Source organism: Pseudomonas sp. XS1P51 (assembly GCF_054897845.1).
In genome coordinates, this window is sequence record NZ_CM142707.1 from 2543129 (window position 1) to 2566455 (window position 23327).

Here is a 23327-nt window from a genome sequence, read left to right on the forward strand (position 1 = left end):
GAAACTCCCAGACCATAACCTGCCAACAATGCTTGCTTCATAGTAAGTCCTGTCCATTTTCCGGAGTTTGCAGCCTGGCTAAAGCCGCGCCCGTCAGACGGGCCTGGGCTTCTTCCTCAAGCAGCGGCTGCGCGATTTTCCTTTCTGCCGGGGTCATCCCCGACTGCACGGCCGACAGCACTGGCCCTGCATTTACCACGCCCTGGCGTTGCGCGAGTTGCGCAAAGACAAAAGCATTGACCCGATTGACCTTGACACCGCGGGAGTCGGAAAACATGTGCGCCAGGGCCAGATCGGCGTTGGGCGAGCCGTTGCGGGCTGCCAGCAACAAATGTAGCAGTGCTTTCTGTGGTTCGACGTGGCCCAGATAACCGCGCCGGTACAACTGGCCCAGGTAGTAATGCGCCCCGACTTCACCGGCCGCGGCCGCCTTGAGCAAATGCTCTTCAGCCAGGCGCGGATCCTGCGGCAACCATTTGCCGAGGTAATACAGCCGCCCGGTCAGCAGTTCCGCCCGTGGGTCGCCCGCTTCGCGCCCGCGCTGCAAGGCCGAGAGCAATTGCGGCGCATCGCCTTGCGCGGGGTAGTCGTCGATCAACCGTGCCAGGCTGGTCCAGGCCGGCGCATAGACCGGTGCCAGTTCCTCCAGCAGGCGCTGGGCGCTTTGCGCGTCGGCCGGACCTTCCAGCGCTGGCGACGACAGGACGCGCGCCACCGACTCGACCCGCAAGGGCGCTACTCGTCCCTCGCGCAAACCCTGGCGCAACTGCGCCAGCAGGTCCGCTTGCGCTTTGGGCTGGGCACGCATCCGGTTGATGGTAGCCAGCTCCACATAACAGCCATCGAGTACCGCCAGCCGGGCCCGGCACATCTGTTCGATCTGCGGCAGGTGAGCGTTATAGGTGCCCTGATTGCGGTAAATCAGGATCTGCGCCAAGTCTGCCTCGACAATGCCCTGGGCGCGCCAGCCATTGACCTTCTGCTGCGGATCCACCCCGGGCACCAGTTGCGGGTAGCCCAGGTACAACAACGTCAGCGGCACCACCGCACTGAACTCGCCTTTATCTAGCGCGCCTTCCAACAGCTGCCGGGCCTCGTCCACTTGCTTGGGATCCGTCGGTCCCTGACGCAGCAACAAGCGGCCCAGGCGTGACTGCGCCTTGACCGACTCCGGCGCTGCCTGCCGGTACAAGGCTTCAGCCTCTTTCAGGCTCGCCGGGTCGCCCGCCGAGGCCGTCAAGTCGCCCATCCCGGCCTGGGCATCGGCATAGCCGTCCTCGGCCAGCGCCGCGTAGTTCTTGCGTGCCGTTTCATAATCGCCGCGCGCCATGGCCTCGCGCGCCAACCCCTGATCCGGCAGGGTGCCGCAACCATGAATCATCGTCAGAACAGCGGTCAGCGCAGAAAACCGCAGCCCCGATCGCCATGCGCCGTTCATTTTCCGGCCGCCATGACTTTATTCTCCCAGGCGTTTTTCACCCAGGCATTGGCCGCCGAGGCATTCTGCACCCAGGCATTACCCTGCAGGTCTTCGATACTGACCTCCACCGGACGCCCGGCCATATCGGTGGGCAACGCGCTGTCAGGCTCAATGGTGACCCGCAGGTCGGAGGCCAGGCCGCCGTTGTCCAGCACCACCGCGGCGATTTTGCCCGTGCGTGGCTGTTCTTCACCGACCAGTTGGAAGCTCACGACCTTGCCCGGCTGGATCTTGGCAAAATTCTTATAGGGGAAGCGCGCCTCGATGGTCGCCACCCCATCGATCGGCATCAACTCGTACACCGTGGTGCCCTTGCCGACGACCTGGCCGTCCGGCACCAGCTGCGCCACCACCCGGCAATCGCAAGGGCTGGTCAGCGAACCTTGCAGGGTCCGGCTGAACAGGCGCTCGAGGTTCTCCGGGGTCGCCTGCCCGGGCGGCAGGTTGCCCTTCATCACGTCCAGCAGCGAGGCGGAAAAGGTCGCCAGCGGGGCCCCCTTGGGCACCACCGACCCGACCTTGACCAACGACTTGACGCTGCCGTCGCGCGGCAGGCCGATCAACTGACCGGGGACGTTGACCCGCGCCGATTCGGCGTGAGTGACGAAATAAATGCCATACACCTGGTGCAGCACATAACCAAAGGCAGCCAGCCCCACCAGGAAAATCAGCAGGCTCACCGTGGTCGCCCGCAAGCGTGCGAAAAGGCCCAGGCCGTTGCCACTTTCGTGCTTGCGCGGTCTGGTGAAGCTGTCGCGTTGCTGAGTCGCGAGCATGTCCCCCAGGCTGATGACGCCCCCCGAGAGGTAGGAGGTGATCAGATAACGCAACGCGGCAATCTCCTGTGGCCGCAGATTCTGGAACTCGCAACCCACTCGCCGCCCTTCGCTGGCTACCGAGCGCACGACAAATTCCACGTCGATGGCAAACCCAAGGGCTTCGACCTGGAACAGCAGCTTGCCTTTGTACTGTCGACCGACAATAAGTGGTGTGCCCGGCTGACTCACGCTGAAGCCACCCGCCGACAGATCGATCAGCTCGCAATCGAACATCTCCCGGTTCGGTCCGGCAAACTTGATCCTCGCCGGAAGTTTTAGCCGCGCATGCTGGCGCTGCACCTCCGACTCATGCACGACATTGTCATCAACTGCAATAAAGGCTGTGTTCATAGTGCGTCCCTTTCGATGCACGATTGAGATCGATCCGGCAGATCAGAGCCGGTGTTCAGCTTTATCCTTTACGCTGTGCAGACCGGCACGGCATGCCGACAGCCCTGACACCTGCGCTACACCATCCACATCAGCAGTGCGCAAAACACACTGCCGGCCGAAAACGTCATGGCCCGCGACGACCAGGTATTGAACCAGCGCTGATAGCTCGCCAGCCCGCGGTCGAGCCGGGTTTTCTGGCGCGTCCACGATTGCTGGTCGAGACGGAAGAACACATAGATTTTCACCATGGCGCCGACCAACTGGTTGTAATAGAGAATCAGTGGATAAGCCGGCCCGACCGGGTGCCCCGAGGCCAGCAACAGCAAACTCAGGATCAAGCGAGTCAGGCCGATCCAGAGCACATAGATCATCAGGTAGGCCATGCTGTATTTGAGGCTGGCAATGATCGCCACTGACGGCCCGAGCAGACTGGCCCACATCGATACGCGTTGGTCGAACAGCACCAGCGAGGTGAACCAGCCCAACCGCTGCACACCCAAGTGCAGGGCCCGCGAGTTCTGGCGCAGGTTATTGCCATACCAGCGGAACATCAGCTGCCGGCTGGCCTTGAAGAAGCTCTTTTGCGGGGGGTGTTCGACCGTGTTGATCGCCGCATCGGGCACATAAAAGGTGTCGTAGCCCAGCCGCATCAGGCTGTACCAACTGGACTTGTCATCACCGGTCAGGAAGCGGAAACGCCCCAGGCGCCAGTGCTGCAGATAATCGCTCTCAACGTCTTGAATAAAGCCGGGGTCGGTCACCACCCGGGCACGGAACACCGACATCCGCCCGGTCATGGTCAGCACTCGCTTGCCCAGTGCCATCGAACACATATTGATGTGCCGCTGGGCGAACCGCAGCTTGTGCCATTGGCTCATCAGGTAGCCTCCGCGCACCTCGCAGAACTCATTGGTGGTCAGCCCGCCGACGTTCGGGAACAGCTTGAACCAGGGCACGGTCTGACGCACCAGCCCGGGTGAGAGCACGGTGTCGCCATCGACCACCGCCACCACCGCATCGGCATCCGGCAAATGTCGGGAGATCGCCCGAAAACCATGGGCCAGGCCATCGCGTTTACCGGTGCCGGGAATCCGCACGAAGCTCAGCTTGACCTGCTCCGGCGGGGTATAGCTATCCCAGAGCGCTCTGATCAGCAGTTCGTCGGCCAGCTCGACGATGGAACAGACCACCGTGGTCGGGTAACCACAACCGATGGCCTCTTCGATCACCGAGCGGTAGACCTGCGCCGTGGTCAGCGCATCGATACGAAAACTGGTGACCAGCAAAAACACTTGCGACGGATCGGCACTGCTACCCAGCCGGGTGACTTTGCGTCTGTAATAAGGAAATACCAGATAAAGGAACAGCATCCCTCGCAGGTAATGGATCGCGCCCATCGAATAACGCCAGATACCGACCGCCCCCAGCAACAGGAGAAAGTCCCTGGATTCGGGATCGAATACGGTGCGCGGCAGCAACAGTGCAAGCCCCATCAGCGCGGTGACGTAGAACAGCCAGCCCGCTGCTTCGCGCAAGTAAACCCTGGAATCAGCCATAGATGTGACCCCTGTTCGATAAACCCATGTTGCTCGGGACGCGTCAGCTCAGCGCCTCGCTTACCAGCAGATACCCTCGAGCCGATCGTCACTGGCGTGTGGAATGAAGCCCACCAGGTCGACCACCTGCTTGCCCTCGGGCACGTCAAGCGCAATGGCTTCGAAGGACTCGTCACCGTTACCCAGCACGATCACATCCGCCTGCTCGATCACCTTCGCGAGGTCAGGACATAACAGCGAAGCCAGGTGCGGAATCTTCGACTCGATGTATTCCTTGTTGGCCCCGTAGATACGTGCGTATTCAACGTTGCGGTCGAAGATGTGCAGGTCGTAGCCCTTGCCGATCAACATCTCGGCCAACTCCACCAGCGGACTTTCGCGCAGGTCGTCGGTGCCCGCCTTGAAGCTCAGGCCGAGCAGCGCGATACGCCGCTTGCCATAACTGCTGATAATGTCGAAGGCTCTTTGTACCTGCGCCGCATTGCTGCGCATGATCGAGGCCAGCAGCGGGTGCTCGACGTCCATTTGCCCGGCGCGATAGTTCAGCGCACGCACATCCTTGGGCAGGCAGGAACCGCCGAACGCGAAACCGGGGCGCATGTAATAACGCGACAGGTTGAGTGTGGTGTCCTGGCAGATCACGTCCATCACATCGCGACCGTCCACGCCGGCGGCCTTCGCGATATTGCCGATCTCATTGGCGAAGGTCACTTTGGTCGCATGCCAGACGTTGCAGGTGTACTTGATCATCTCCGCCACTTCGATACTGCGGCGCACGAGCGGCGCGTCCAGCTCTTGATAGAGCGTGGCGAGCATGTCACCGCTGCGCTGGTCGAGTTCACCGATCACCGTCATGGGCGGACAGTTGTAATCCCTGATCGCGGTACTTTCGCGCAGGAACTCCGGATTGATCGCCACGCCGAAGTCGACCCCGGCCTTCTTGCCGGAACAGTCTTCAAGTAGCGGGATCACCACGTTCTTCACGGTGCCCGGCAGCACCGTGCTCCGCACCACGACCGTATGCCAACTGTCCTTGTCGTGCAGGGCTTCGCCGATCTCGCGGCAGACTGACTCTATGTAGACCAGATCCAGATCGCCATTCTTCTTGCTCGGCGTACCGACGCAGATGAACGACATATCCGTGCCCATCACTGCCGCCTTCACATCACTGCCACCCCGCAGCCGCCCAAAATTCACCCCCAGATGGAGCAGCGGTTCCAGGTCCGGCTCAACGATGGGGGACTTACCCTGGTTGATCAGGTCGACCTTGACCTGCGAGACATCCACCCCGATGACGTCATGACCGCGAGCAGAAAGACAACCTGCACATACAGCGCCCACATAACCCAGACCAAATATGCTGATACGCATCGGTGAATCCCTCGTATATCCAGATTCAGGAAGGCCATCGGCATGCCGAACAGCCGAAAGTCGCTCTACCGCGCCAACTAACGGGCAGCTAGGTACAACTTGGTTCTCGATACACACTCGAAAAACTAGAGTGTAGACAAACATCACATAGGCACTGTCATATTTTTAACAGAAACGTCGAGCACTTCGCGCTTACAACATGCGTAGTTAGATCAGCAAAGCTAGTGCCACATTCAACAATAAGCTAATTACTATAAATAATAACTATTAAAATCAAACAGATGCAAAGATAACTGCCACTAGAAACTTAAACAAAACAATTTATTCACGCACCAAAAACAAGCAGACAATTACGATACTTGTCGGACAGACGCGCATAAAGCACTGACACGGTGCAACGCTAACGTTACAACTTGGCAAGCACACTCGTTAAGTAAACCATAGAGTGTAAAGCAACTGAAACACTGTCAATTTTTAAATAACTATTTATTGGCGCTTGTCCTACACGCAATAGTTAATATCTTTTAAAAACTCTTCAGAACTCTCCGGCCAAGTCCTCGAATGCACCAAGCCCGCTAAACCGACCGATGGGCAGGTGCCACACCGTCTAATCTGAGTAGAGCACGAGCACAAACACGCCTCTTGCCTCTTAATGCAGGGGAAATGCGATGACCGGAAAAACAGAGCGCCAATGCTTGTCATGGATCCTGCACTCCCTGCTCGCCTTCAATCTGGTGCTGACAGCGGGATGTGCAGGCAAAGCGGCCACGGCTCGCTATTCGGTCTCAAGCATAGGCTCAAGCTGCTACGCAAAAGCGCTGCCCACTACCGGCGAAGGCGGCCTGGCTTGGGGCTCCACCTTGAACATGGCTCGCAAGAAATCCCTGGATAATTGCATACGCTATGCCGGCCGATCCGGTGGCACGCCGGATACCTGCCAAGTGGTGTTGGCGGAGTGCAGAAATTGAGAGAGCGGCATCGAAGCGGGGTTCAATGGGTCGTTGCAGCGGGCCGCCAAAAGCTATGGTTTACGCCGCTGAACGTTTAGCCGGGGTGGACTCAACCGGCAGCAGGGTGCGGACGATGTCACCTCGTGTGGCGGGGGACGCCCCTGCCTCCATCGAAGGAGCAGTAATGCGGCGGACGTCCACGTCAGAAAATCGAACACAAACGAGGAATAAAGTCGGTCTTGGAACCTATGCAAATCCGAGGAACGACAGGATAACCACGACGATCACAACTAACCCGACGATGTAGATGATGTTGTTCATGAAATCCACCCCTCAACCAGAATAGGTTTGCGGCACGAGAGCGTTACAAATACAAAGTACTGCACCTTTGCTCGCAATTCCATTCGGCAACGCGCGAGTGACAGAAAAACAGAGATCCGATGCACTGAATTACCCGTATCTTCATGGTGTCCTCCCTGAAGAAGTGTGAGCCGGACGATTGGTCGCACAGATGGCATAATCGCAAACTGTTCATAACAGGCGCGTATCAATGACCGCCGAAAGCTACGACCAACTCGCGATCTTCTCGGCCGTGGCACAGGCGCGCAGTTTCACCCGCGCCGCTGCCAAACGCCTGGAACCCGTCACGTCCGTCAGCCGTCGCTTCCCAGGATTTCGCAGACGGCCCTGCGCCATGCCACATGACGATCGGGAGCGGGCTACAGGGATCTGGTCCAATACTTTAAGCTGATATCATTCAAGAAGTTACAAGCCGAGTAGAAAATATGAATCGTCGCAAAAAAATAAAGCAGTTATTAAAGGCTCACGCCAAAAAGGCGAGTGCCAAATTGGCACCGCCAAGCAAGTCTAAATACATTAGTAAAGCTGACCGATTGAAGCTAGAGGCTGAGTCCAGTCACGACTCAATCATTTCCTCTGAAAGCTGATCTATGCAGCTTAAGCACCACCGGAATTTATAAGTGGTTGGGCCAGGCATTCCGATGGCTCGTACCGCATTACTCGCAACAACGCTCCCCAACCCGGCAAAAACACGACGCCGTGATTTCCACATCCGCCCGGGCCATTGCCAGGTCGAGGCGGATCTGGGCGGCGCCCGCCTCATCGTCCCTGCCCAGCCGTTTCAGGCATTCCACGTAGCCGTGAAGGCTCCAGACATTGTCCAGATGCCAGGATGCGCGGCTGAGCGTGTTGTCCAGTCCCAGATCGGCGCGATAGGCCTGCAAGGCTTCTTCTACCCTGCCCTGCTCCAGCAACAGCGCGCCCAGCGCATGCCTGACCGGTTGCATCCAGCCCCATGGCTCGTCGTAGGGCAGGTTGTCGTCCAGTGACAGCGCCTGGCGCAAGTGGGCAAAAGCGCTGTCGTAATGGCCTTTGCGGTACTCGATTTCCCCGCGCAGCATGGCGCCGGCCACCGTCAGGATGTCGGTGCACGTGTTGTTGAAGAGGTAGCGTGTTTGCGGCACTCGGGTCTGGGCATTGTGGAAGAGTTTCTGTTCGGTTTCGGCGGCGGCTATGTGCCCGCAGGCGGCGTGCGCCACGCCTCTGGCGTAATGCAGCATCGCCGTTGTGACGCAGTACAACGCCTGGTCGTTCGGCAGCGGGGTGGCGAGGATGTCCTGCCATTTGCCGAAGCGTATCTGTACGTGCACCTTCATCGACACGAAGCCTTCCAGCCAGTCGGCCATGGGTGGCTGCTCCACGCGCAGCAGTTCTTCCTTGATGGTCGAGATCAGTTGATCGGCGGCTTCCAGGGCCGGTTGGTACTGCCCGAGGAACATCGCCGAATAGAGTTTGAAGTGGTAGTTGTGGCATCGGTACAGGGTGTAGAAGTTGATTGGCCCTTCCTGTTCCAGGTATTTGCTGTCGGCCAGGATCGCCCGGCTATTGGTGACCATGGCCCCACGGTAATCACCACAGAGCACGTCGATGTGCGACGGCATATGGCGCAGATGTCCGGCGTCCGGCACCAGGTCCCGCAGGACATCGCCGGCGCGCAACGCCCGCTCCGGATGGGGCGACATTTCCATGGTGTGGACGTACATGTGCAGCACGCACGGGTGCGGCGCATCGCCCTGCTGCTCCATCCGCCGTAGCGCGTGTTCCAGCACGGCCACCGCCTCCAGCGTGTCGGCGCCCGGTGCCGGCGCACCGGTTTTCAGGTCCCACAACAGCCAGGGCGTGCGGTCGATCATCGCTTCGGCAAACAGCGCAGTGACGTCGGGATCTTCGGGAAAGGCTCTGTAGACATCCCGCATGAACGCCGCGTAGGCATCGTTCCAGGTGAAGAGTTGCTCAAGGCTGACCGCCTGATCAGCCTGGTAGCGTTGCTCCAGCGCGCGGATCAACGCTTGCTCCACCGCTGTTGCGCCGTCGATATGCGCCAGCGCGGCTTGTGTCGCCAATCGGGCCTGGGCCACGGCCTCTTTCAACTCCTGCTCGATGAAGGCATCCCAGCGCTTGTTGTAGTTGGGCCCCGAAGCATAGGCGATTCCCCAGTAGGCCATCGCACAATCGCGGTCGTGTTCAATCGCCTTGCGAAAACAACGGATGGACTCGTCGTGGTTGTAGCCGTAGCACCATAACAAACCACGATCGAACCAGAGCTGGGCCTGGGACGAGTTCGTCGTCACCGGGCGACTGTAGGTGCCCAAATCGTAATAGTCATGCATCGGTTTATCCTCTCGATCAGAGCATGGAACCTCGCAGAAAATCCTCGCAGGCCTGGAAGGATGTAGCGGTCTGATTTCCTGGAGACCGTCGATCGTTTAAGAGGTCCAGCATACCCCGGCAGTCCTGACTGAGCGGCGTAGCCGACGACAGGTGTGGAGCCGATGGAAGCCATGCGTACTCAGGCCCGGAGGACCATTGCTGACGTCGATAGTCACCATCAACTCAATGAAGTTCTCATAAAAAATCCGCAGCGTAACATCGCCTCCATACCCAACAACTACACCCCGGAGCACACCCTCATGAAACGCCATGTCCTTCTCAGCATCGCTTTCTCGGTATTTGCAGTTAACGCTTTCGCCGCTACCTCTGCTCACCCGGTTGTCGCTGAAGGCGGCTCGGATCGCCTGATTGAAAGTCGTGTGGCCGAAGGTGGTTCCGATCGTTTGATCGAGAACCGCGTTGCCGCTGATGGTTCGGATCGCTTGATCGAGAATCGCGTTGCCGCTGATGGCTCGGATCGTCTGATCGAGAATCGCGTTGCCGAAGGTGGCTCGGATCGCCTGATCGAACGCCGCGTCGCCGAAGGTGGTTCCGACCGCCTGATCGAAAGCCGCGCTGCATGAATGAATAGCACGACAGCAATACTCAACAAAAAGCCCGGCCTCACCCGCCGGGCTTTTTCGTGCACAAAGAATTCAGTCATCCCTTAATGCCTCTGCCGCACCTGTGATACATAACCACCTGATTGTGAATCACGTGCCCAATGAGGTTTGCCCATGTCCCACTCCCCACGCATACCGCAGCGGCTGACCTGCGCCCTGCTCGGTTTACTCGCTTGCGGCGCACAGGCCAGTACGCCCTCCCCGGCGCCCGACAGTTTGCAACCGTTGCTGGTGACGATGAACGAGCGCCTGAACATCGCTGATCTGGTGGCGCTGACCAAATGGGACAGCGGCAAACCGATTCAGGACAGTGCCCGGGAAGCGCAAGTCATCACCAACGCCAGGAAGATGGCCGTTGACCGAAAACTGAACCCGGACGAGGTCGCCGAATTGATCGCCGCACAGATCGAAGCCAACAAGCTGGTGCAGTACGGACTGCTCGCTCAATGGCACGCGGCGGGCAAGGCACCTGATATGCCACGGCCGGACCTCGCCAATCAAATCAGGCCACGGCTGGATGAGCTGCAAAACCGTCTGTTGCAGCAATACGCGGCCTTCGCGCCTTATCGCAACGACCCGGAATGTGCGAACTGGCTAGCCACGACGCGAGCCGGCCTGATCAAGGATGGCCTGCACGGTCAGGCACTGATTCGCGCCACCGGGGAGCTTTGTGTCATTGATCGATGACCGAGTAATTTATGCCCTTCGGACAGAGTGCCCAGGAATCAACTCGCGCCCGGCTGAAATTTCTTCCGGTAGGCCGCCGGAAGCAAGCCCACTCGTTGCCGGAAAAGCCTGCGAAATGAATTGCCGTCTTCGTAGCCCACTTTGTAGGTGATGCTGTCCAGGGTCATTCGTGTGGATTCGAGCAGGTGCTTTGCCTTCTCCAGACGCAGGGTTTGCAGGTAGGTAATGGGCGTGTAGCCGGTGGCTTCCTTGAAACGCCTTTTGAAATTCCTGACACCGAAACCGAATTGCCCGGCGACGTCATCGATCAGCAGCGGCTGATCGAAGTGCTCCTCCAGCCAGTTCTGGACCCGCAGGATGTCGCCATCCCCATGAGCCTTCGGCATTGACCACATGACATACACCGATTGCTCGCTGCGCACCGTGTCGATCAGCAAGTATTTGCCGCATTTCTGCGCCAGGTCCAGTGAAGCAAAGCGGCGCACGAGGTGCAGCAAAAGATCCATGGCGGCACTCGCACCACCGCTGGTGATGACGCGATTGTCTTCGCAGACGATCTGCGCCTCCTCCAGACAGACGTCGGCATACCGGCGGCGAAACAGGTCTGCAAAAGCCCAGTGCGTGGTGGCGCGAACACCGCCCAACAGACCCGCCTCGGCCAGCATGAACGCCGCCGTGCACATTGAAGCCACGACGGCGCCCTGTGAATGCTGTTGACGCAACCACGGCCCATAACCTGGAAAGTCAGGCAAGGCGTCCTTCAGGGTGAAGAGGAATCCGGGAATCAGCACCAGATCCGTTCGAGGGATCTCGGCGGTGGACCGGTCCACGTGCAGCGTCTGCCCTCCCCACGCGGTGACATTCCCCCCATCAAGAGAAGCGATGACCACATTGAACGGCGAGCCTGCGGTGTCGGCGAACAGGTTGGCGGCGCTGAGCACTTCCAGCGCCATCGTGGCGCTGGCGGCGGAACATTGATCGGCCAATAGCAGGGTGACGTGCATGAAGAGCCCCGTTGCGCTTTTCGCATGAAAAAAGTCATTTGCGCACCTACCTTACCCGATTCCCGCCGCCTAAAGTGCACCGGTCACTCAACCTTCGGCGTACTTATGAATCTCTGGTTTCGACTGTTCCTCATGCTGTTTCGTCGTCCATGGCGCAAGCCGGTCGACGCCTTGGCCACCACCGTCATCCGCCTGCGCGTGTGGCCGCTCGATCTCGACCTCAACCGGCACGTCACCAATGGCCGCTACTTCACCCTGGCCGACATCGGGCGCATGGATTACGTCTTGCGCAGTGGCGCGTTTCGCGTGGCGCTGCGCCACAAGGCGGTGCCGATCGTTGGCGATACCTGGGGCAAGTTTCGCCGTGAGCTGAAGCTGTTCCAGGCCTTCGAAATTCATACCCGAATGCTCGGCTGGGACGAAAAGTGGAGTTTTATGGAGCACCGCTTCGTGAGCCAGGGACGCGTGGTCGGCGTCGTCGTGATGCGAGGTCTGTTCCGCACCGCCAAAGGCACGGTTGCCCCTGGCGAATTCGCCCTGGAGTTAGGCTTGGCAGAACAGTCACTCGACATGCCGAAGTGGCTGACAGACTGGTCGCAAAGCTGCGACGACATGAGCCGCCAGCTCCGGGAGGAAGAAGGTCAACCCGCCCGGCACCCACAGACGGCGGAGTAAAATGAGTCGCTATGCTTGAACTGTTGCCAGGCTTGGCAGCAACTTCGTGAACGGAGGTGTTCGAGATGCAACTCATCATGCTGAAAATCGATAAACCGGAGGCAACGAACTTCATTTTGGGTCAGACGCACTTCATCAAGTCCGTCGAGGACATCCACGAAGCGTTGGTCAATGCCGTACCAGGTATCCAGTTCGGCGTGGCTTTTTGTGAAGCCTCCGGCCAATGCCTGGTGCGGTGGTCCGGCACCGACACCGCCATGATCGAGCTGGCGCAGAAGAACGCGAAAGCCATCGGCGCCGGCCATAGCTTCATCATTTTCCTGGGCGACGGTTTCTATCCGCTGAACGTACTGAACACCATCAAGATGGTGCCAGAGGTGTGCCGTATTTTTTGTGCCACCGCCAATCCCGTTGAAGTGGTTCTCGCCGAGACGGACCAGGGCCGAGCGATCCTCGGCGTCGTGGATGGCTTCTGCGCCAAGGACATTGAGGGCGACGCAGACATCCTGTGGCGCAAGAACCTGTTGCGGCAAATCGGCTACAAGCTGTGAATTGAAAGGGGTTTCGCTCATCGAGACTTGCATACGGCAACAGTAGGCTAAGCTTGGAGCAGCTCATTGCTCACGATGCTCGGTTCTGCAGGTTTTGGTTTTTTCTGGAGAGCGTCTGCAACAGCTACTTCAGACAGGCCCAAACATTTCACGCAGGATTGACGTGATGACCGAGCCCCTCCTCAGCTTTGATGCACTCAAGCGCGCCGCTGCCGCCGGTGAGATCGATACCGTTCTGGTCTGCATGGTCGACATGCAGGGACGATTGGTCGGCAAGCGATTCCAGGTCGAGTTTTTCATCGACAGCGGTCATGAAGAAACCCATTGCTGCAATTACCTCCTGGCCGACGACATCGACATGGAGCCGGTGCCGGGGTATGCCGCAGCCAGCTGGAGCAAAGGCTACGGCGACTTTGTGCTCAAGCCTGACATGACCACGCTGCGGCGCGTGCCCTGGCTGGAATGCACGGCGCTGGTGCTGTGCGATGTGCTCGATCACCACCATCGTCAGGACTTGCCCCACAGCCCGCGGGCCATTCTGAAAAAGCAGGTCGAGCGCCTGCGCGAGCGCGGCTACACCGGCATGTTTGCCTCAGAACTGGAGTTCTATCTGTTCGACGAGAGCTACGAGGCGATCCACAAGCGCAACTATCACAAACCGAAAACCGCCGGCCATTACATCGAGGATTACAACATCCTCCAGACCACCCGCGAGGAGCCGGTGCTGCGGGCGATTCGCAAACATCTGCAGGCGTCCGGCATTCCCGTGGAAAACTCCAAGGGTGAATGGGGACCGGGACAGGAAGAAATCAACATCCGCTATGCCGATGCGCTGACCATGGCCGACCACCACGTCATCATCAAACACGCCTGCAAAGAGATCGCGCAATTGCAGGGCAAGGCGATCACGTTCATGGCCAAGTGGCGCTATGACGCCGCCGGTTCCAGCAGCCATATCCATAATTCGCTGTGGGACAAGAACGCCAAAAAGCCGTTGTTCTTCGACGCCAAAGCCGAGTTTGGCATGTCGAAACTGATGCGTTCGTGGGTGGCCGGGCAGCTCAAGTACGCCAACGACATCACCTGCTTTCTCGCGCCCTACATCAATTCGTACAAGCGTTTCCAGGCCGGCACCTTCGCGCCGACGCGGGCCGTGTGGAGCCGCGACAATCGCACCGCAGGCTTTCGTTTGTGTGCAGAAGGCAGCAAGGCCATCCGCATCGAATGCCGCATCGGCGGCGCCGACCTCAACCCCTATCTGGCTTTCGCCGCGTTGATTGCGGCGGGCCTGGCCGGTATCGACGAGAAGCTCGACCTCGCACCGCCTTTCGAAGGCGATGCGTACGTTGACGAGCACTTGCCTGAAGTGTCGAAAACCCTGCGCGATGCCTGCGCCGGACTCAAGGCCTCAAGCATGTTGCGCGAAGCGTTCGGTGATGAAGTGATCGATCACTACGTACACACCGCCGAGTGGGAGCAGAAAGAGTACGACCGGCGAATAACCGACTGGGAATTGCAGCGCGGCTTCGAGCGCTATTGAGCACATCATGACTGTGAAGATTCAGCTCATCTCACCGGTCGATGGCCGGGTCTATGTCGAGCGCCAGTGTGCCGATATGGCGCAGGTCGATCGAGCGCTGGCCGACGCCACAATCGCCCAGGCGCAATGGCAGCGCCGGCCACTGAGCGAACGCGCTGTTTTGTGCAACGCGGCCGTGGACGCAATGCTGTCGATGCAGGCCGAAATCGTGCCCGAGCTGGCCTGGCAGATGGGCCGCCCGGTGCGCTTCGGCGCCGGCGAGTTGCGTGGCTTCGCCGAACGCGCCCGCCACATGATCGCTATAGCGCCTGAAGCCCTGGCAGCGGTGGAACCTGAGCCTGTCGCGGGTTTTCGGCGCTACATCAAACGCGAGCCGCTGGGTACGGTGCTGGTCGTCGCACCGTGGAATTATCCCTACCTGACGGCAGTGAATACGATCATCCCGGCGCTGATGGCCGGCAACAGCGTGATCCTCAAGCACGCCACGCAAACACTGCTGGTCGGTGAACGTTTCGCCGAGGCGTTTCGCCGCGCCAATCTGCCTGAAGGCTTGTTCCATAACCTGTTGCTTGATCATCGGCAGACCGCTGCGGTCATTGCTTCGGGGCGCGTGCAGCAAGTGAATTTCACCGGTTCGGTCGAAGCCGGAAAAGCCATGGAAACCGCCGCCACCGGACGTTTCATCGGCATGGGGCTGGAGCTCGGCGGCAAAGATCCGGCCTACGTACGGGCAGACGCCAACCTTGAGCAGGCGGTGGAGAACCTGGTGGACGGCAGCTTCTTCAACTCCGGACAGAGTTGCTGCGCCATTGAGCGCATCTACGTCGATCAAAAAATCTACCCGGTCTTTGTCGAGCGCTTCGTCGCCCTGACTCGCCAATACGTGCTGGGCAACCCGCTGGATGAAGCCACGACGCTGGGCCCTCTGGTGACACCGGGCGCGGCTGAATTCGTACGCGGACAGATCACCGATGCCCTGTCGAAGGGAGCCACTGCACTGATCGATCCAAAAGCCTTTCCCGCCGACGCACCCGGCAGCGCCTACCTCGCCCCGCAGGTCCTTGTGGACGTCACCCATCACATGTCGGTGATGCGCGAAGAAAGCTTTGGTCCCGTGGTCGGCATCATGCCGGTGGCCGGCGACGACGAAGCCATCGCCTTGATGAACGACAGCGCATTCGGGCTCAGCGCCTCCCTCTGGACCCAGGACCTCGCCGCCGCTGAACGGCTCGGCAACGAGATCGCCACCGGCACCGTTTTCATGAACCGCTGCGACTATCTGGACCCGGCACTGGCCTGGACCGGAGCGAAGAACAGCGGGCGCGGCGTCACCCTGTCGCGCCTTGGCTACGAGCACCTGACCCGAGCCAAATCCTTCCATCTGCGCCACGAGGTGTAGAACATGAGCCTGACTGGAAACTGGAATTACCCCACGAGCATCCGCTTCGGTGTCGGCCGCATCGCCGAGCTGGCCGAAGTCTGTCGCAGCCAGGGGATCCAGCGACCGTTGCTGGTCACCGACAGTGGCCTGGCCCGTGCCCCGATCACCACGGCAGCGCTGGACGCCTTGCGCGCCGCCGGACTTGGCGTCGCGCTGTTTTGCGATCTCAAGCCCAATCCGGTCGAAGCCAACCTGGCCGGTGGGCTCGACGCCTGGCGCGTTGGCAAACACGATGGCGTGGTCGCTTTCGGCGGTGGCAGCGGCCTGGACATGGGCAAGCTCATTGCCTTCATGAGCGGCCAGACCCGACCGGTCTGGGATTTCGAAGACATCGGCGACTACTGGAACCGCGCCGACGACAGCCACATCGCCCCCGTCATTGCCGTGCCGACCACCGCGGGGACCGGTTCCGAAGTCGGCCGTGCGGCGGTGATCATCGACGAGCGGACGCACACCAAACGCATCATCTTTCATCCGAAGATGATGCCGCGGGTGGTCATCAGCGACCCGGCCCTCACCGTCGGCATGCCGGCCAAGGTCACCGCTGGCACCGGCATGGATGCCTTCGCGCATTGCCTGGAATCGTACTGCGCCCCCGGTTTTCATCCCATGGCTGAAGGTATTGCGGTGGAAGGCATGCGCCTGGTCGCCAATGCCCTGGTGCGGGCCGTGCACACACCGTCTGACCTTGAGGCCCGAGGGCAAATGCTCGCGGCGGCCGCGATGGGCGCGACTGCCTTCCAGAAAGGCCTGGGCGGGATGCACGCGCTCTCGCATCCGGTGGGCGCCCTGTACGACACCCATCACGGCATGACCAATGCCACGTTCATGCCCTATGTCCTGCAGTTCAATCGCTCGGCCATCGAAGAGCGCATCACCCGTCTGGCGGCGTATCTGCGCCTGCCCTCGCCGGGTTTTGACAGTTTCCTGGCCTTCGTCCTCAAGCTGCGCAAGGACATCGGCGTACCGCATACGCTGGTTGAACTGGGCGTGGATGATCGGCAGGCCGACCTGATCGCGGACATGGCGATTGTCGATCCTTCGGCCAGCGGCAACCCGCTGCCACTGACACGGGACGGCGCGGCACACATTTTCGACGCGGCTTATCACGGCCGTATTTAGAGCAGTTGACTGTCCATGGTCGAGACATGAACACATGGCATGGACAGGTCAGTGGGACACAGGAGCAGTACGACAAGGGGTTGAAGGCCAGCCCATCCGGCCATCCGGATGGATGCGTATCAAAACCTGAAGGGGCACACATAATGAATCCAGCAAGCCAACCCGGCACCAGCGCGTCGCAAGACGATGACGTCAAGGTGTTGCACAGCATGGGTTACGCCCAGCAACTCTCACGACGAATGGGCGTTTTCTCCAACTTTGCCATTTCCTTTTCGATCATCTGCATCCTCTCGGGTGGCATCAACTCACTGGCTCAGGGCACTTCGGGCGCGGGCGGTGCGGCAATCGGGATCGGCTGGCCAATCGGGTGCCTGATCTCCGGGGTATTCGCCATGGCCATGGCGCAGATTTCCTCGGCCTACCCCACCGCTGGCGGCCTCTATCACTGGGGCTCGATTCTCGGTAACCGCTTCACCGGCTGGCTGACGGCCTGGTTCAACCTGTTGGGACTGGTGACGGTGCTCGGCGCGATTAACGTCGGTACCTATTACTTCTTTTTCGGTGCTTTCGGACCGGCCCTGAGCATGGAAGACACCACCACGACACGGGTCATTTTCCTGGCCATCCTGACCGGCATCCAGGCCTTGTGTAACCACTTCGGTATCGGCCTGACCGCAAAGCTCACCGACTTCTCGGGCTATCTGATTTTTGCCACGGCGATCGCCTTGACCATCGTTTGCCTGATCGCGGCACCCAGCTATGAGTTCGCCCGGTTGGTGACCTTCGGCAACTATTCCGGCGAGGCCGGCGGCAGCGTCTGGCCACAAGTCTCCAATGGCTGGATCTTCATGCTCGGCCTGCTGTTGCCGATCTACACCATCACCGGCTACGACGCCTCTGCGCATACCTCCGAGGAGACCCGAAATGCGGCGATCTCGGTGCCGGTCGGGATGGTCATGTCGGTGGTCTGGTCACTGCTGTTTGGCTGGCTCATGCTCAGCTCGTTTGTGTTGATGCTGCCCAGCATGGACGAAGCGGCGACGCACGGCTGGAACGTGTTCTTCTGGGCGATGGACACTCAGGTGAACCCGATCGTCAAGACGGCGCTGTACCTGGCGATTTTCATCTCGCAATTTCTCTGCGGGCTGGCGACCGTGACCTCGGTCTCACGGATGATTTTCGCGTTCTCGCGTGACGGCGGCCTGCCCTGCTCAACCGCACTGGCCAGGGTCTCGCCCAAGCATCGCAGCCCCGTGGCGGCGATCTGGACCGGTGCCACACTGGCGGTGCTGTTCGTTTGGGGATCGTCCGTGATATCGATCGGCGAAACGCCGGTCTACACCATTGTGGTGTCCTGCACGGTGATCTTCCTGTTCTTCTCCTTCGTCATTCCCATCATCCTCGGCCTGTTTACCTACGGCACCTCAAAGTGGCCGACCATGGGGCCGTGGAACATGGGGCGCTTCTGGTATTCATTCTTCGCCATCCTCTCGATCCTCTCGATGGTGATCATTTTCGTCATTGGCATTCAGCCGCCGAACGATTGGGCGCTGTACATCACCATCGGTTTCCTGATCCTGACGGCCATCATCTGGTTCGGTTTTGAAGCCCGACGCTTCCAGGGGCCACCGACGGGCGACATGATCGTCAAGCGCCAGGCGGAAATCGCCGCGGCTGAAGAGGCGTTGAATAAACAGGCGGGTAGCTGATTGCCGATCAGTTAAACGAAAGTGACCCCATGCAGGAGCGAGCTTGCTTGCGATGGTCGTTAACGAAGGCGCGTGTTTACTGGGCAAACGCGGCGTTCTGGAGTTCATCGCGAGCAAGCTCGCTCCTACAAGGGTGCAGGGTGGAGTCGAGACGATGAAGCACCTATTCACGGTCGTTGCGGCGACCCTCGCACTGTGCGTTTCGGCCCTCGCCAGCGCAGCGCCCGCTGATAACGCCAAGGCCCTCCAGCCCTTCCACGTCGATGTGCCGGACAAGGATCTCGCCGATCTGCGCAACCGCCTCGCGGCGACCCGCTGGCCGGACAAGGAAACGGTTCCCGATCAGTCCCAAGGCGCACAACTGGCCAAGCTGCAGGCGTTGATTCACTACTGGGGCACCGATTACGACTGGCGCAAGGCCGAGGCGCAGCTCAATGCCTTGCCGCAGTACACGGCCACCCTCGACGGAGTCGACATCCACTTCATCTGGGTACGCTCCCCTCACCCGAACGCGCTGCCAATGATCATGACCCACGGTTGGCCAGGCTCCGTGTTCGAGTTCATCAAGGTCATCGGCCCGCTCACCGATCCGCCCGCCCACGGAGGCAACGCCGCCGATGCATTCGATGTCGTGATTCCGTCCATTCCGGGTTACGGTTTCTCCGGCAAGCCGAGTGGCATCGGTTGGGACCCGGACCACATCGCACGGGTCTGGGCGCAGCTGATGCAGCGCCTCGAGTACAGCCGTTACGTCGCCCAGGGAGGCGATTGGGGCGGCCCCATCACCAGCGCAATGGCACGCCAGGCACCGGCCGGATTACTCGGTATCCACCTCAATCTGCCGGCGACGATACCTGCGGAAGCAACCGCCGCGCTCGCTGTCGGCGGGCCGGCACCGGCAGGATTCTCCGACGAGGAACGCGCGACCTTCGACGCCGTCTCCACACTCGTCAAACAGGGAAACCTGGCCTACAGCGCGATGATGGCCGCGCGGCCGCAGATGATCGGTTACGGCGCGACGGATTCACCGACCTTCCTCGCGGCGCTCATGCTCGTGCATCCAGGCTTTGCCAAATGGTCGTACGGCGCCGACCCGCAACAGTCGCCGACGAAGGATCAAGTGCTGGACGACATCACGCTGTACTGGCTGACGAACAGCGCCACCTCGGCGGGACGGCTCTACTGGGAGAACATGGGACGAAGCCCTCTTTCTTCAGCGGCACAGAAGACCACCGAGATTTCGCTGCCAGTGGCCGTCACCGTGTTTCCCGATGACGTCTATTACCCCCCGGAGTCCTGGGCCAGGCGCGCCTATAGCCACCTGATCTACTTCCGCCAGGCCGACAAGGGCGGCCACTTCGCGGCCTGGGAACAGCCGCAGCTCTTTACCGAGGAACTTCGCGCGGCGTTCCGCTCGCTGCGCTAAGTCCCAAGGCGCTACCCATGGCTTTCTGGAAAATGTCGGATTTGCGCATCTCTCATCGTGTGGCCGGTGATGGCGTTGATGTGGATCATCGGGCTCATGGTCGCCAAACGCCGCTATCAATGAAAAACAAACTGAAAGAGCTGCGTGCCGAGCTCAAATGGTCGCAGGTCGACCTGGTCACTCGACTGAATGTCTCGCGACAAACGATCAATGCGCTGGAAAACGGCCGGTATGAATGAAAACGGGCGCCTGAAGAGGCGCCCGTTTTGTTTGTCCGGATCACTGCGGCTGAAAGGTCTGAAGGTAAGCCAACACGTTTTCGATTTTCTCCAGATCGCTGAGCCCCCAGAAAATCATGCGGGTGCCGGGGACCACTTTCTTTGGATCTTCGAGGTACGCGGTGAGGGTTTCGCGGGTCCAGACGATGCCGGCTGATTTCATCGCGTCGGAATACTGGTAATCCGTCGTGCTGCCAGAAAGTCGCCCAAAAATACTATTGAGTTGCGGACCAAAAGAACCCCGTGCCGAATCCCCGACCTGATGGCAGCCGCCACATATCCGGTTGAACAGTTTGCCGCCCGCCTCGGCATCGCCGGCCGCTTCGGCCAGGGTGCTGAATAGTCCCGCATTGAGCACCAGGGCAAAAGTGAGTGCAGTGATGTTCTTCATGTACGTTTCCGGATCGGGTGTTGTTGACAGCAACGGTGGGCCATTTCACCACGGCAGGCTGAAGAGGCACAGGGGGTGAACCTCTCGGGACGGGGGTGATTTGGCCAAGACGATGTATCCCCGACGTATCAAACAGGGACATTTGTAAGCAACTCCCTGAGCATGCCCCTCGGATACAGCGTGATACACAACGCCGTGCGACTGAACCGACAATCCGCAAACACAGGCAGAAACGAAGATCAGGCCGCAAGCCGCCCATCACTTGGTAACATCCAGCACACTTATATGAAGATTTAATGTCTGGAAGGTTTTTGGTGAACACCATGCGTCACTGGTTACAGCGCCCCCACGCGCGCCTTATCGCCCTGATCGGACTGGTTCTGATCGTGCCTTTGTGCCTGCGCGCGGTGCTGGGTTGGTCAAATCCGCTCGGCTACCTGTCTGACGTGGGCATCGCGAGCCTGCTCATCGTTCTGTTGCATCGCCGTCCCTGGTGGTTGGCGCTCCCGTTTCTGCTGGCCTGGGGCCTGATGACGCTGGCCACCGCCGAACTGGTCAGTGCAGTGGGCAGGCTTCCCAATGCCTCGGACCTGCACTACCTGATCGACCCCCAGTTTCTGGAAAACTCTACCGGCGGCGGTTTCGCCCAACCCTGGCTGGCGGCCGCCCTGTTGGGCGCACTGACGGTCTGGCTGCTCACTCACTGGGCAGGTCGTTCGACATCCGCCCCGGGCCTGCCTCGAAATGCCTGGGCCGCCCCGCTGCTGCTATTGGTCGCCCACTGGGGCGCCCAGCACCTGCACCCCTCTGATGAAGACCAATGGCGCCTGTTCAACCTGCCGCATCAATGGCTGGCCGCGAGCGTTGGCGATGTTCAGATACGCGCAGAAGAGTGGCTGGACGGTGACGTTGTCGATATCCCGCCGCGGATGGCCGGGCTTACCGAACTCGATCTGGACGGGCAGAAGCTGCTCGCAGCACCGGGACGCGCACGTAACGTATTGATCATCGCGCTGGAAGGCATCCCCGGCGCTTACGTCGGCGTTAACCGCCAGGCCTTGCACAGCAGCTATCAAGAAAACCTCATGCCCAATCTCAGCCGCTGGGCAGAACGCGGCATGAACACGCCGGACTATGTGCTGCACAGCCATCAAACCATTCGTGGCCTGTACGCGATGCTTTGCGGCGATTACGACAAGCTCGACAACGGCACCCCCAAGGGCGTCGAGATGCTGACCCAGAACGAACGCAACCGGGCATGCCTGCCGGCCCAGTTGCACAAGAACGGGTTTGCCACGCACTACCTTCAGGGCGCAGGCCTGCGTTTCATGGCCAAAGACAAGATCATGCCGCACATCGGCTTCGATACGACGCTGGGCCTGGAATGGTTCACCAATGCGTCCTACCTGGATTTCCCCTGGGGCAAGGATGACAAGGCCTTCTTTGAAGGAGCGCTGGATTACGTCGGCCAGCTGAAAAAACAGGACAAGCCATGGATGCTGACCCTGCTGACCGTCGGCACCCACCAGCCCTACTCGGCGCCCGAAGACTACTTGCAGCGCTATGACACACCCAAGCAGGCCGCCGTCGGCTATCTGGACGATGCCTTGGGGGAATTTCTAGGCAACCTGGAGCGTCAGGGCATCTTGAAAGACACCCTGGTGGTGATCACGTCAGATGAATCCCACGGCATCGATGGCGTGCGCCTGGCGTCCTCCTGGGGCTTCAATCTGATGCTGGCCCCCGAGCAGGCGCAGTTGCCGAAGGTGAAGTCCGGGGTGTATGGACATGTTGACCTGAGCACTTCGATACTCGACTATTTCGGCCTCCCCGTCCCCACGGCCCTGAGTGGTCGCTCGCTATTTCGGGACTATGAAACGGGTCGCGAAATCATGTCGTTCACCAACGACAAGCTTCGCTATCACGACGGTCAGGGCACGTTGACCGAATGCGATTTTCAACAGCGCTGCCGGTACTACACCAGCGCCGGCTTCATCGCCGACCGTGCGACGTTTGCCGGCCAGTACGGCGGCAAGCGCGCCCGACAGATCACCGCCAGAGCCACGGCCCTGGATCGCACCGTGTTGCCGACACCGCTGAACCAGCACTACCAGTTCGGCAGCCCGGCGATCATCGCGCTTCAATCGCAAATCAAGGATGACTGGGCCGATAACCTCATCGGCGCGCAGTATCTGGAAATGCCCAAGGGTTCACAGACGCGTGTACGGCTGACCGTGCGCTCGGTAGACCCGCAACAAGACGCCTACATCCTGCTCAAGGCCAAGGAGCTGGAGCAGGATGTGCCACTGGGTCTGCCGGCAGAAATGGTCGTCACCGCTGACCAGCCGCTGGTGATGGATTTCAGCTTTGACAATCCGCAATCGCGCAAGGCGTTCTCGTTCCATTTGCTGGGCTACGGGTTGGGGGCTGTTGAAGTGAGCGACTTCAGTGTGACCACTGAATTACCGGGGCAAGAGGAGTCGCAGCAAGAGGCATCCGACGACAGCATCGCCCAATCCAGCTGAGTGGCACGATCCGAACAGCACCGTCAAAAAAGCCCGGTTAATCCGGGCTTTTTCACG

At 60.0% G+C, this 23327-nt stretch carries 18 protein-coding genes and 3 pseudogenes; 13 read left to right on the forward strand and 8 right to left on the reverse strand.

The window, feature by feature from the left end; genetic code table 11:
• Positions 1-37: 37 nt before the first annotated feature.
• The 4 genes from ACYZUD_RS11760 to ACYZUD_RS11775 all read right to left on the reverse strand — a co-directional run bounded on the left by ACYZUD_RS11760 (position 38) and on the right by ACYZUD_RS11775 (position 5618).
• Positions 38-1438, reverse strand: a complete 1401-nt coding sequence (locus tag ACYZUD_RS11760) for an alginate biosynthesis protein AlgK (RefSeq protein WP_462024154.1) — start codon at positions 1436-1438, stop codon at positions 38-40.
• Positions 1435-2649 carry a PilZ domain-containing protein gene (locus tag ACYZUD_RS11765; protein ID WP_462024155.1) on the reverse strand — a complete coding sequence of 405 codons (1215 nt, stop codon included), beginning with the start codon at positions 2647-2649 and terminating at the stop codon, positions 1435-1437. The genes ACYZUD_RS11760 and ACYZUD_RS11765 overlap by 4 nt, the downstream gene beginning before the upstream one ends.
• Before the next feature lie 116 nt (positions 2650-2765).
• On the reverse strand, positions 2766-4247 hold the full coding sequence (locus tag ACYZUD_RS11770; protein ID WP_462024156.1) for a glycosyltransferase family 2 protein: 1482 nt from the start codon (positions 4245-4247) through the stop codon (positions 2766-2768).
• 60 nt (positions 4248-4307) lie between these two features.
• Complete coding sequence (locus tag ACYZUD_RS11775) at positions 4308-5618, reverse strand: nucleotide sugar dehydrogenase (RefSeq protein ID WP_462024157.1); 1311 nt, start codon at positions 5616-5618, stop codon at positions 4308-4310.
• A 668-nt stretch (positions 5619-6286) separates the two neighbouring features.
• On the opposite strand from ACYZUD_RS11775, the gene ACYZUD_RS11780 reads away from it, so the two are divergent.
• Positions 6287-6586 carry a hypothetical protein gene (locus ACYZUD_RS11780; RefSeq protein WP_462024158.1) on the forward strand — a complete coding sequence of 100 codons (300 nt, stop codon included), beginning with the start codon at positions 6287-6289 and terminating at the stop codon, positions 6584-6586.
• A gap of 616 nt (positions 6587-7202) precedes the next feature.
• Here ACYZUD_RS11780 and ACYZUD_RS11785 read toward each other — a convergent pair.
• Positions 7203-7307 (reverse strand): annotated as a pseudogene (locus ACYZUD_RS11785) (alpha/beta hydrolase); the annotation flags it as partial.
• Between the two features lie 46 nt (positions 7308-7353).
• On the opposite strand from ACYZUD_RS11785, the gene ACYZUD_RS11790 reads away from it, so the two are divergent.
• Positions 7354-7515 (forward strand): DUF2986 domain-containing protein, encoded by a 162-nt coding sequence (locus ACYZUD_RS11790; protein ID WP_462024159.1) that lies wholly within the window; start codon positions 7354-7356, stop codon positions 7513-7515.
• A 69-nt stretch (positions 7516-7584) separates the two neighbouring features.
• Here the strand turns inward: ACYZUD_RS11790 and ACYZUD_RS11795 are convergent, their stop codons facing one another.
• Positions 7585-9258 (reverse strand): tetratricopeptide repeat protein, encoded by a 1674-nt coding sequence (locus ACYZUD_RS11795; RefSeq protein ID WP_462024160.1) that lies wholly within the window; start codon positions 9256-9258, stop codon positions 7585-7587.
• A 300-nt stretch (positions 9259-9558) separates the two neighbouring features.
• On the opposite strand from ACYZUD_RS11795, the pseudogene ACYZUD_RS11800 reads away from it, so the two are divergent.
• Both ACYZUD_RS11800 and ACYZUD_RS11805 read left to right on the forward strand, forming a co-directional pair.
• Positions 9559-9879 (forward strand): annotated as a pseudogene (locus tag ACYZUD_RS11800) (phage infection protein); the annotation flags it as partial.
• Between the two features lie 156 nt (positions 9880-10035).
• Positions 10036-10608 (forward strand): chorismate mutase, encoded by a 573-nt coding sequence (locus tag ACYZUD_RS11805; RefSeq protein ID WP_462024161.1) that lies wholly within the window; start codon positions 10036-10038, stop codon positions 10606-10608.
• A gap of 38 nt (positions 10609-10646) precedes the next feature.
• Here ACYZUD_RS11805 and ACYZUD_RS11810 read toward each other — a convergent pair whose 3' ends face one another.
• The gene (locus ACYZUD_RS11810; RefSeq protein WP_462024162.1) at positions 10647-11612 is read right to left on the reverse strand and encodes a GlxA family transcriptional regulator; all 966 of its coding nucleotides are present in this window, start codon (positions 11610-11612) and stop codon (positions 10647-10649) included.
• A gap of 105 nt (positions 11613-11717) precedes the next feature.
• Between ACYZUD_RS11810 and ACYZUD_RS11815 the strand changes: the two genes are divergently transcribed.
• From ACYZUD_RS11815 to ACYZUD_RS11850, 8 genes and pseudogenes are all read left to right on the forward strand, one after another.
• Positions 11718-12287 carry a thioesterase family protein gene (locus ACYZUD_RS11815; RefSeq protein WP_462024163.1) on the forward strand — a complete coding sequence of 190 codons (570 nt, stop codon included), beginning with the start codon at positions 11718-11720 and terminating at the stop codon, positions 12285-12287.
• Between the two features lie 65 nt (positions 12288-12352).
• Positions 12353-12838: an adenosine-specific kinase gene (locus ACYZUD_RS11820; RefSeq protein WP_462024164.1), complete on the forward strand. Its 486-nt coding sequence runs from the start codon at positions 12353-12355 to the stop codon at positions 12836-12838.
• Positions 12839-13004: 166 nt separating this feature from the next.
• Positions 13005-14378 carry a glutamine synthetase family protein gene (locus tag ACYZUD_RS11825; protein ID WP_462024165.1) on the forward strand — a complete coding sequence of 458 codons (1374 nt, stop codon included), beginning with the start codon at positions 13005-13007 and terminating at the stop codon, positions 14376-14378.
• A gap of 7 nt (positions 14379-14385) precedes the next feature.
• The gene (locus tag ACYZUD_RS11830; protein ID WP_462024166.1) at positions 14386-15777 is read left to right on the forward strand and encodes an aldehyde dehydrogenase family protein; all 1392 of its coding nucleotides are present in this window, start codon (positions 14386-14388) and stop codon (positions 15775-15777) included.
• A 3-nt stretch (positions 15778-15780) separates the two neighbouring features.
• A complete protein-coding gene (locus ACYZUD_RS11835) occupies positions 15781-16941 on the forward strand; it encodes an iron-containing alcohol dehydrogenase (protein WP_462024167.1) in 1161 nt (386 codons plus the stop codon).
• 143 nt (positions 16942-17084) lie between these two features.
• A complete protein-coding gene (locus ACYZUD_RS11840; RefSeq protein ID WP_462024168.1) occupies positions 17085-18650 on the forward strand; it encodes an amino acid permease in 1566 nt (521 codons plus the stop codon).
• A 154-nt stretch (positions 18651-18804) separates the two neighbouring features.
• Positions 18805-20076 (forward strand): epoxide hydrolase family protein, encoded by a 1272-nt coding sequence (locus ACYZUD_RS11845; protein ID WP_462025030.1) that lies wholly within the window; start codon positions 18805-18807, stop codon positions 20074-20076.
• Between the two features lie 119 nt (positions 20077-20195).
• Positions 20196-20312 (forward strand): annotated as a pseudogene (locus tag ACYZUD_RS11850) (helix-turn-helix transcriptional regulator); the annotation flags it as partial.
• Positions 20313-20355: 43 nt separating this feature from the next.
• Here the strand turns inward: ACYZUD_RS11850 and ACYZUD_RS11855 are convergent.
• Positions 20356-20745, reverse strand: coding sequence for a c-type cytochrome (locus ACYZUD_RS11855; protein ID WP_462024169.1), 390 nt, complete (start codon positions 20743-20745; stop codon positions 20356-20358).
• 323 nt (positions 20746-21068) lie between these two features.
• Here ACYZUD_RS11855 and ACYZUD_RS11860 point away from each other — a divergent pair, with 323 nt between their 5' ends.
• Positions 21069-23270 (forward strand): LTA synthase family protein, encoded by a 2202-nt coding sequence (locus ACYZUD_RS11860; protein ID WP_462024170.1) that lies wholly within the window; start codon positions 21069-21071, stop codon positions 23268-23270.
• Positions 23271-23327: the final 57 nt, after the last annotated feature.

What these genes read in the sequence shown, in the direction of transcription:
- ACYZUD_RS11760 (WP_462024154.1), bottom strand. Translation starts at nt 1,438, where the DNA reads ATGAACGGCGCATGGCGATCGGGGCTGCGGTTTTCTGCGCTGACCGCT.
- ACYZUD_RS11765 (WP_462024155.1), bottom strand. Translation starts at nt 2,649, where the DNA reads ATGAACACAGCCTTTATTGCAGTTGATGACAATGTCGTGCATGAGTCG.
- ACYZUD_RS11770 (WP_462024156.1), bottom strand. Translation starts at nt 4,247, where the DNA reads ATGGCTGATTCCAGGGTTTACTTGCGCGAAGCAGCGGGCTGGCTGTTC.
- ACYZUD_RS11775 (WP_462024157.1), bottom strand. Translation starts at nt 5,618, where the DNA reads ATGCGTATCAGCATATTTGGTCTGGGTTATGTGGGCGCTGTATGTGCA.
- ACYZUD_RS11780 (WP_462024158.1), top strand. Translation starts at nt 6,287, where the DNA reads ATGACCGGAAAAACAGAGCGCCAATGCTTGTCATGGATCCTGCACTCC.
- ACYZUD_RS11790 (WP_462024159.1), top strand. Translation starts at nt 7,354, where the DNA reads ATGAATCGTCGCAAAAAAATAAAGCAGTTATTAAAGGCTCACGCCAAA.
- ACYZUD_RS11795 (WP_462024160.1), bottom strand. Translation starts at nt 9,258, where the DNA reads ATGCATGACTATTACGATTTGGGCACCTACAGTCGCCCGGTGACGACG.
- ACYZUD_RS11805 (WP_462024161.1), top strand. Translation starts at nt 10,036, where the DNA reads ATGTCCCACTCCCCACGCATACCGCAGCGGCTGACCTGCGCCCTGCTC.
- ACYZUD_RS11810 (WP_462024162.1), bottom strand. Translation starts at nt 11,612, where the DNA reads ATGCACGTCACCCTGCTATTGGCCGATCAATGTTCCGCCGCCAGCGCC.
- ACYZUD_RS11815 (WP_462024163.1), top strand. Translation starts at nt 11,718, where the DNA reads ATGAATCTCTGGTTTCGACTGTTCCTCATGCTGTTTCGTCGTCCATGG.
- ACYZUD_RS11820 (WP_462024164.1), top strand. Translation starts at nt 12,353, where the DNA reads ATGCAACTCATCATGCTGAAAATCGATAAACCGGAGGCAACGAACTTC.
- ACYZUD_RS11825 (WP_462024165.1), top strand. Translation starts at nt 13,005, where the DNA reads ATGACCGAGCCCCTCCTCAGCTTTGATGCACTCAAGCGCGCCGCTGCC.
- ACYZUD_RS11830 (WP_462024166.1), top strand. Translation starts at nt 14,386, where the DNA reads ATGACTGTGAAGATTCAGCTCATCTCACCGGTCGATGGCCGGGTCTAT.
- ACYZUD_RS11835 (WP_462024167.1), top strand. Translation starts at nt 15,781, where the DNA reads ATGAGCCTGACTGGAAACTGGAATTACCCCACGAGCATCCGCTTCGGT.
- ACYZUD_RS11840 (WP_462024168.1), top strand. Translation starts at nt 17,085, where the DNA reads ATGAATCCAGCAAGCCAACCCGGCACCAGCGCGTCGCAAGACGATGAC.
- ACYZUD_RS11845 (WP_462025030.1), top strand. Translation starts at nt 18,805, where the DNA reads ATGAAGCACCTATTCACGGTCGTTGCGGCGACCCTCGCACTGTGCGTT.
- ACYZUD_RS11855 (WP_462024169.1), bottom strand. Translation starts at nt 20,745, where the DNA reads ATGAAGAACATCACTGCACTCACTTTTGCCCTGGTGCTCAATGCGGGA.
- ACYZUD_RS11860 (WP_462024170.1), top strand. Translation starts at nt 21,069, where the DNA reads ATGCGTCACTGGTTACAGCGCCCCCACGCGCGCCTTATCGCCCTGATC.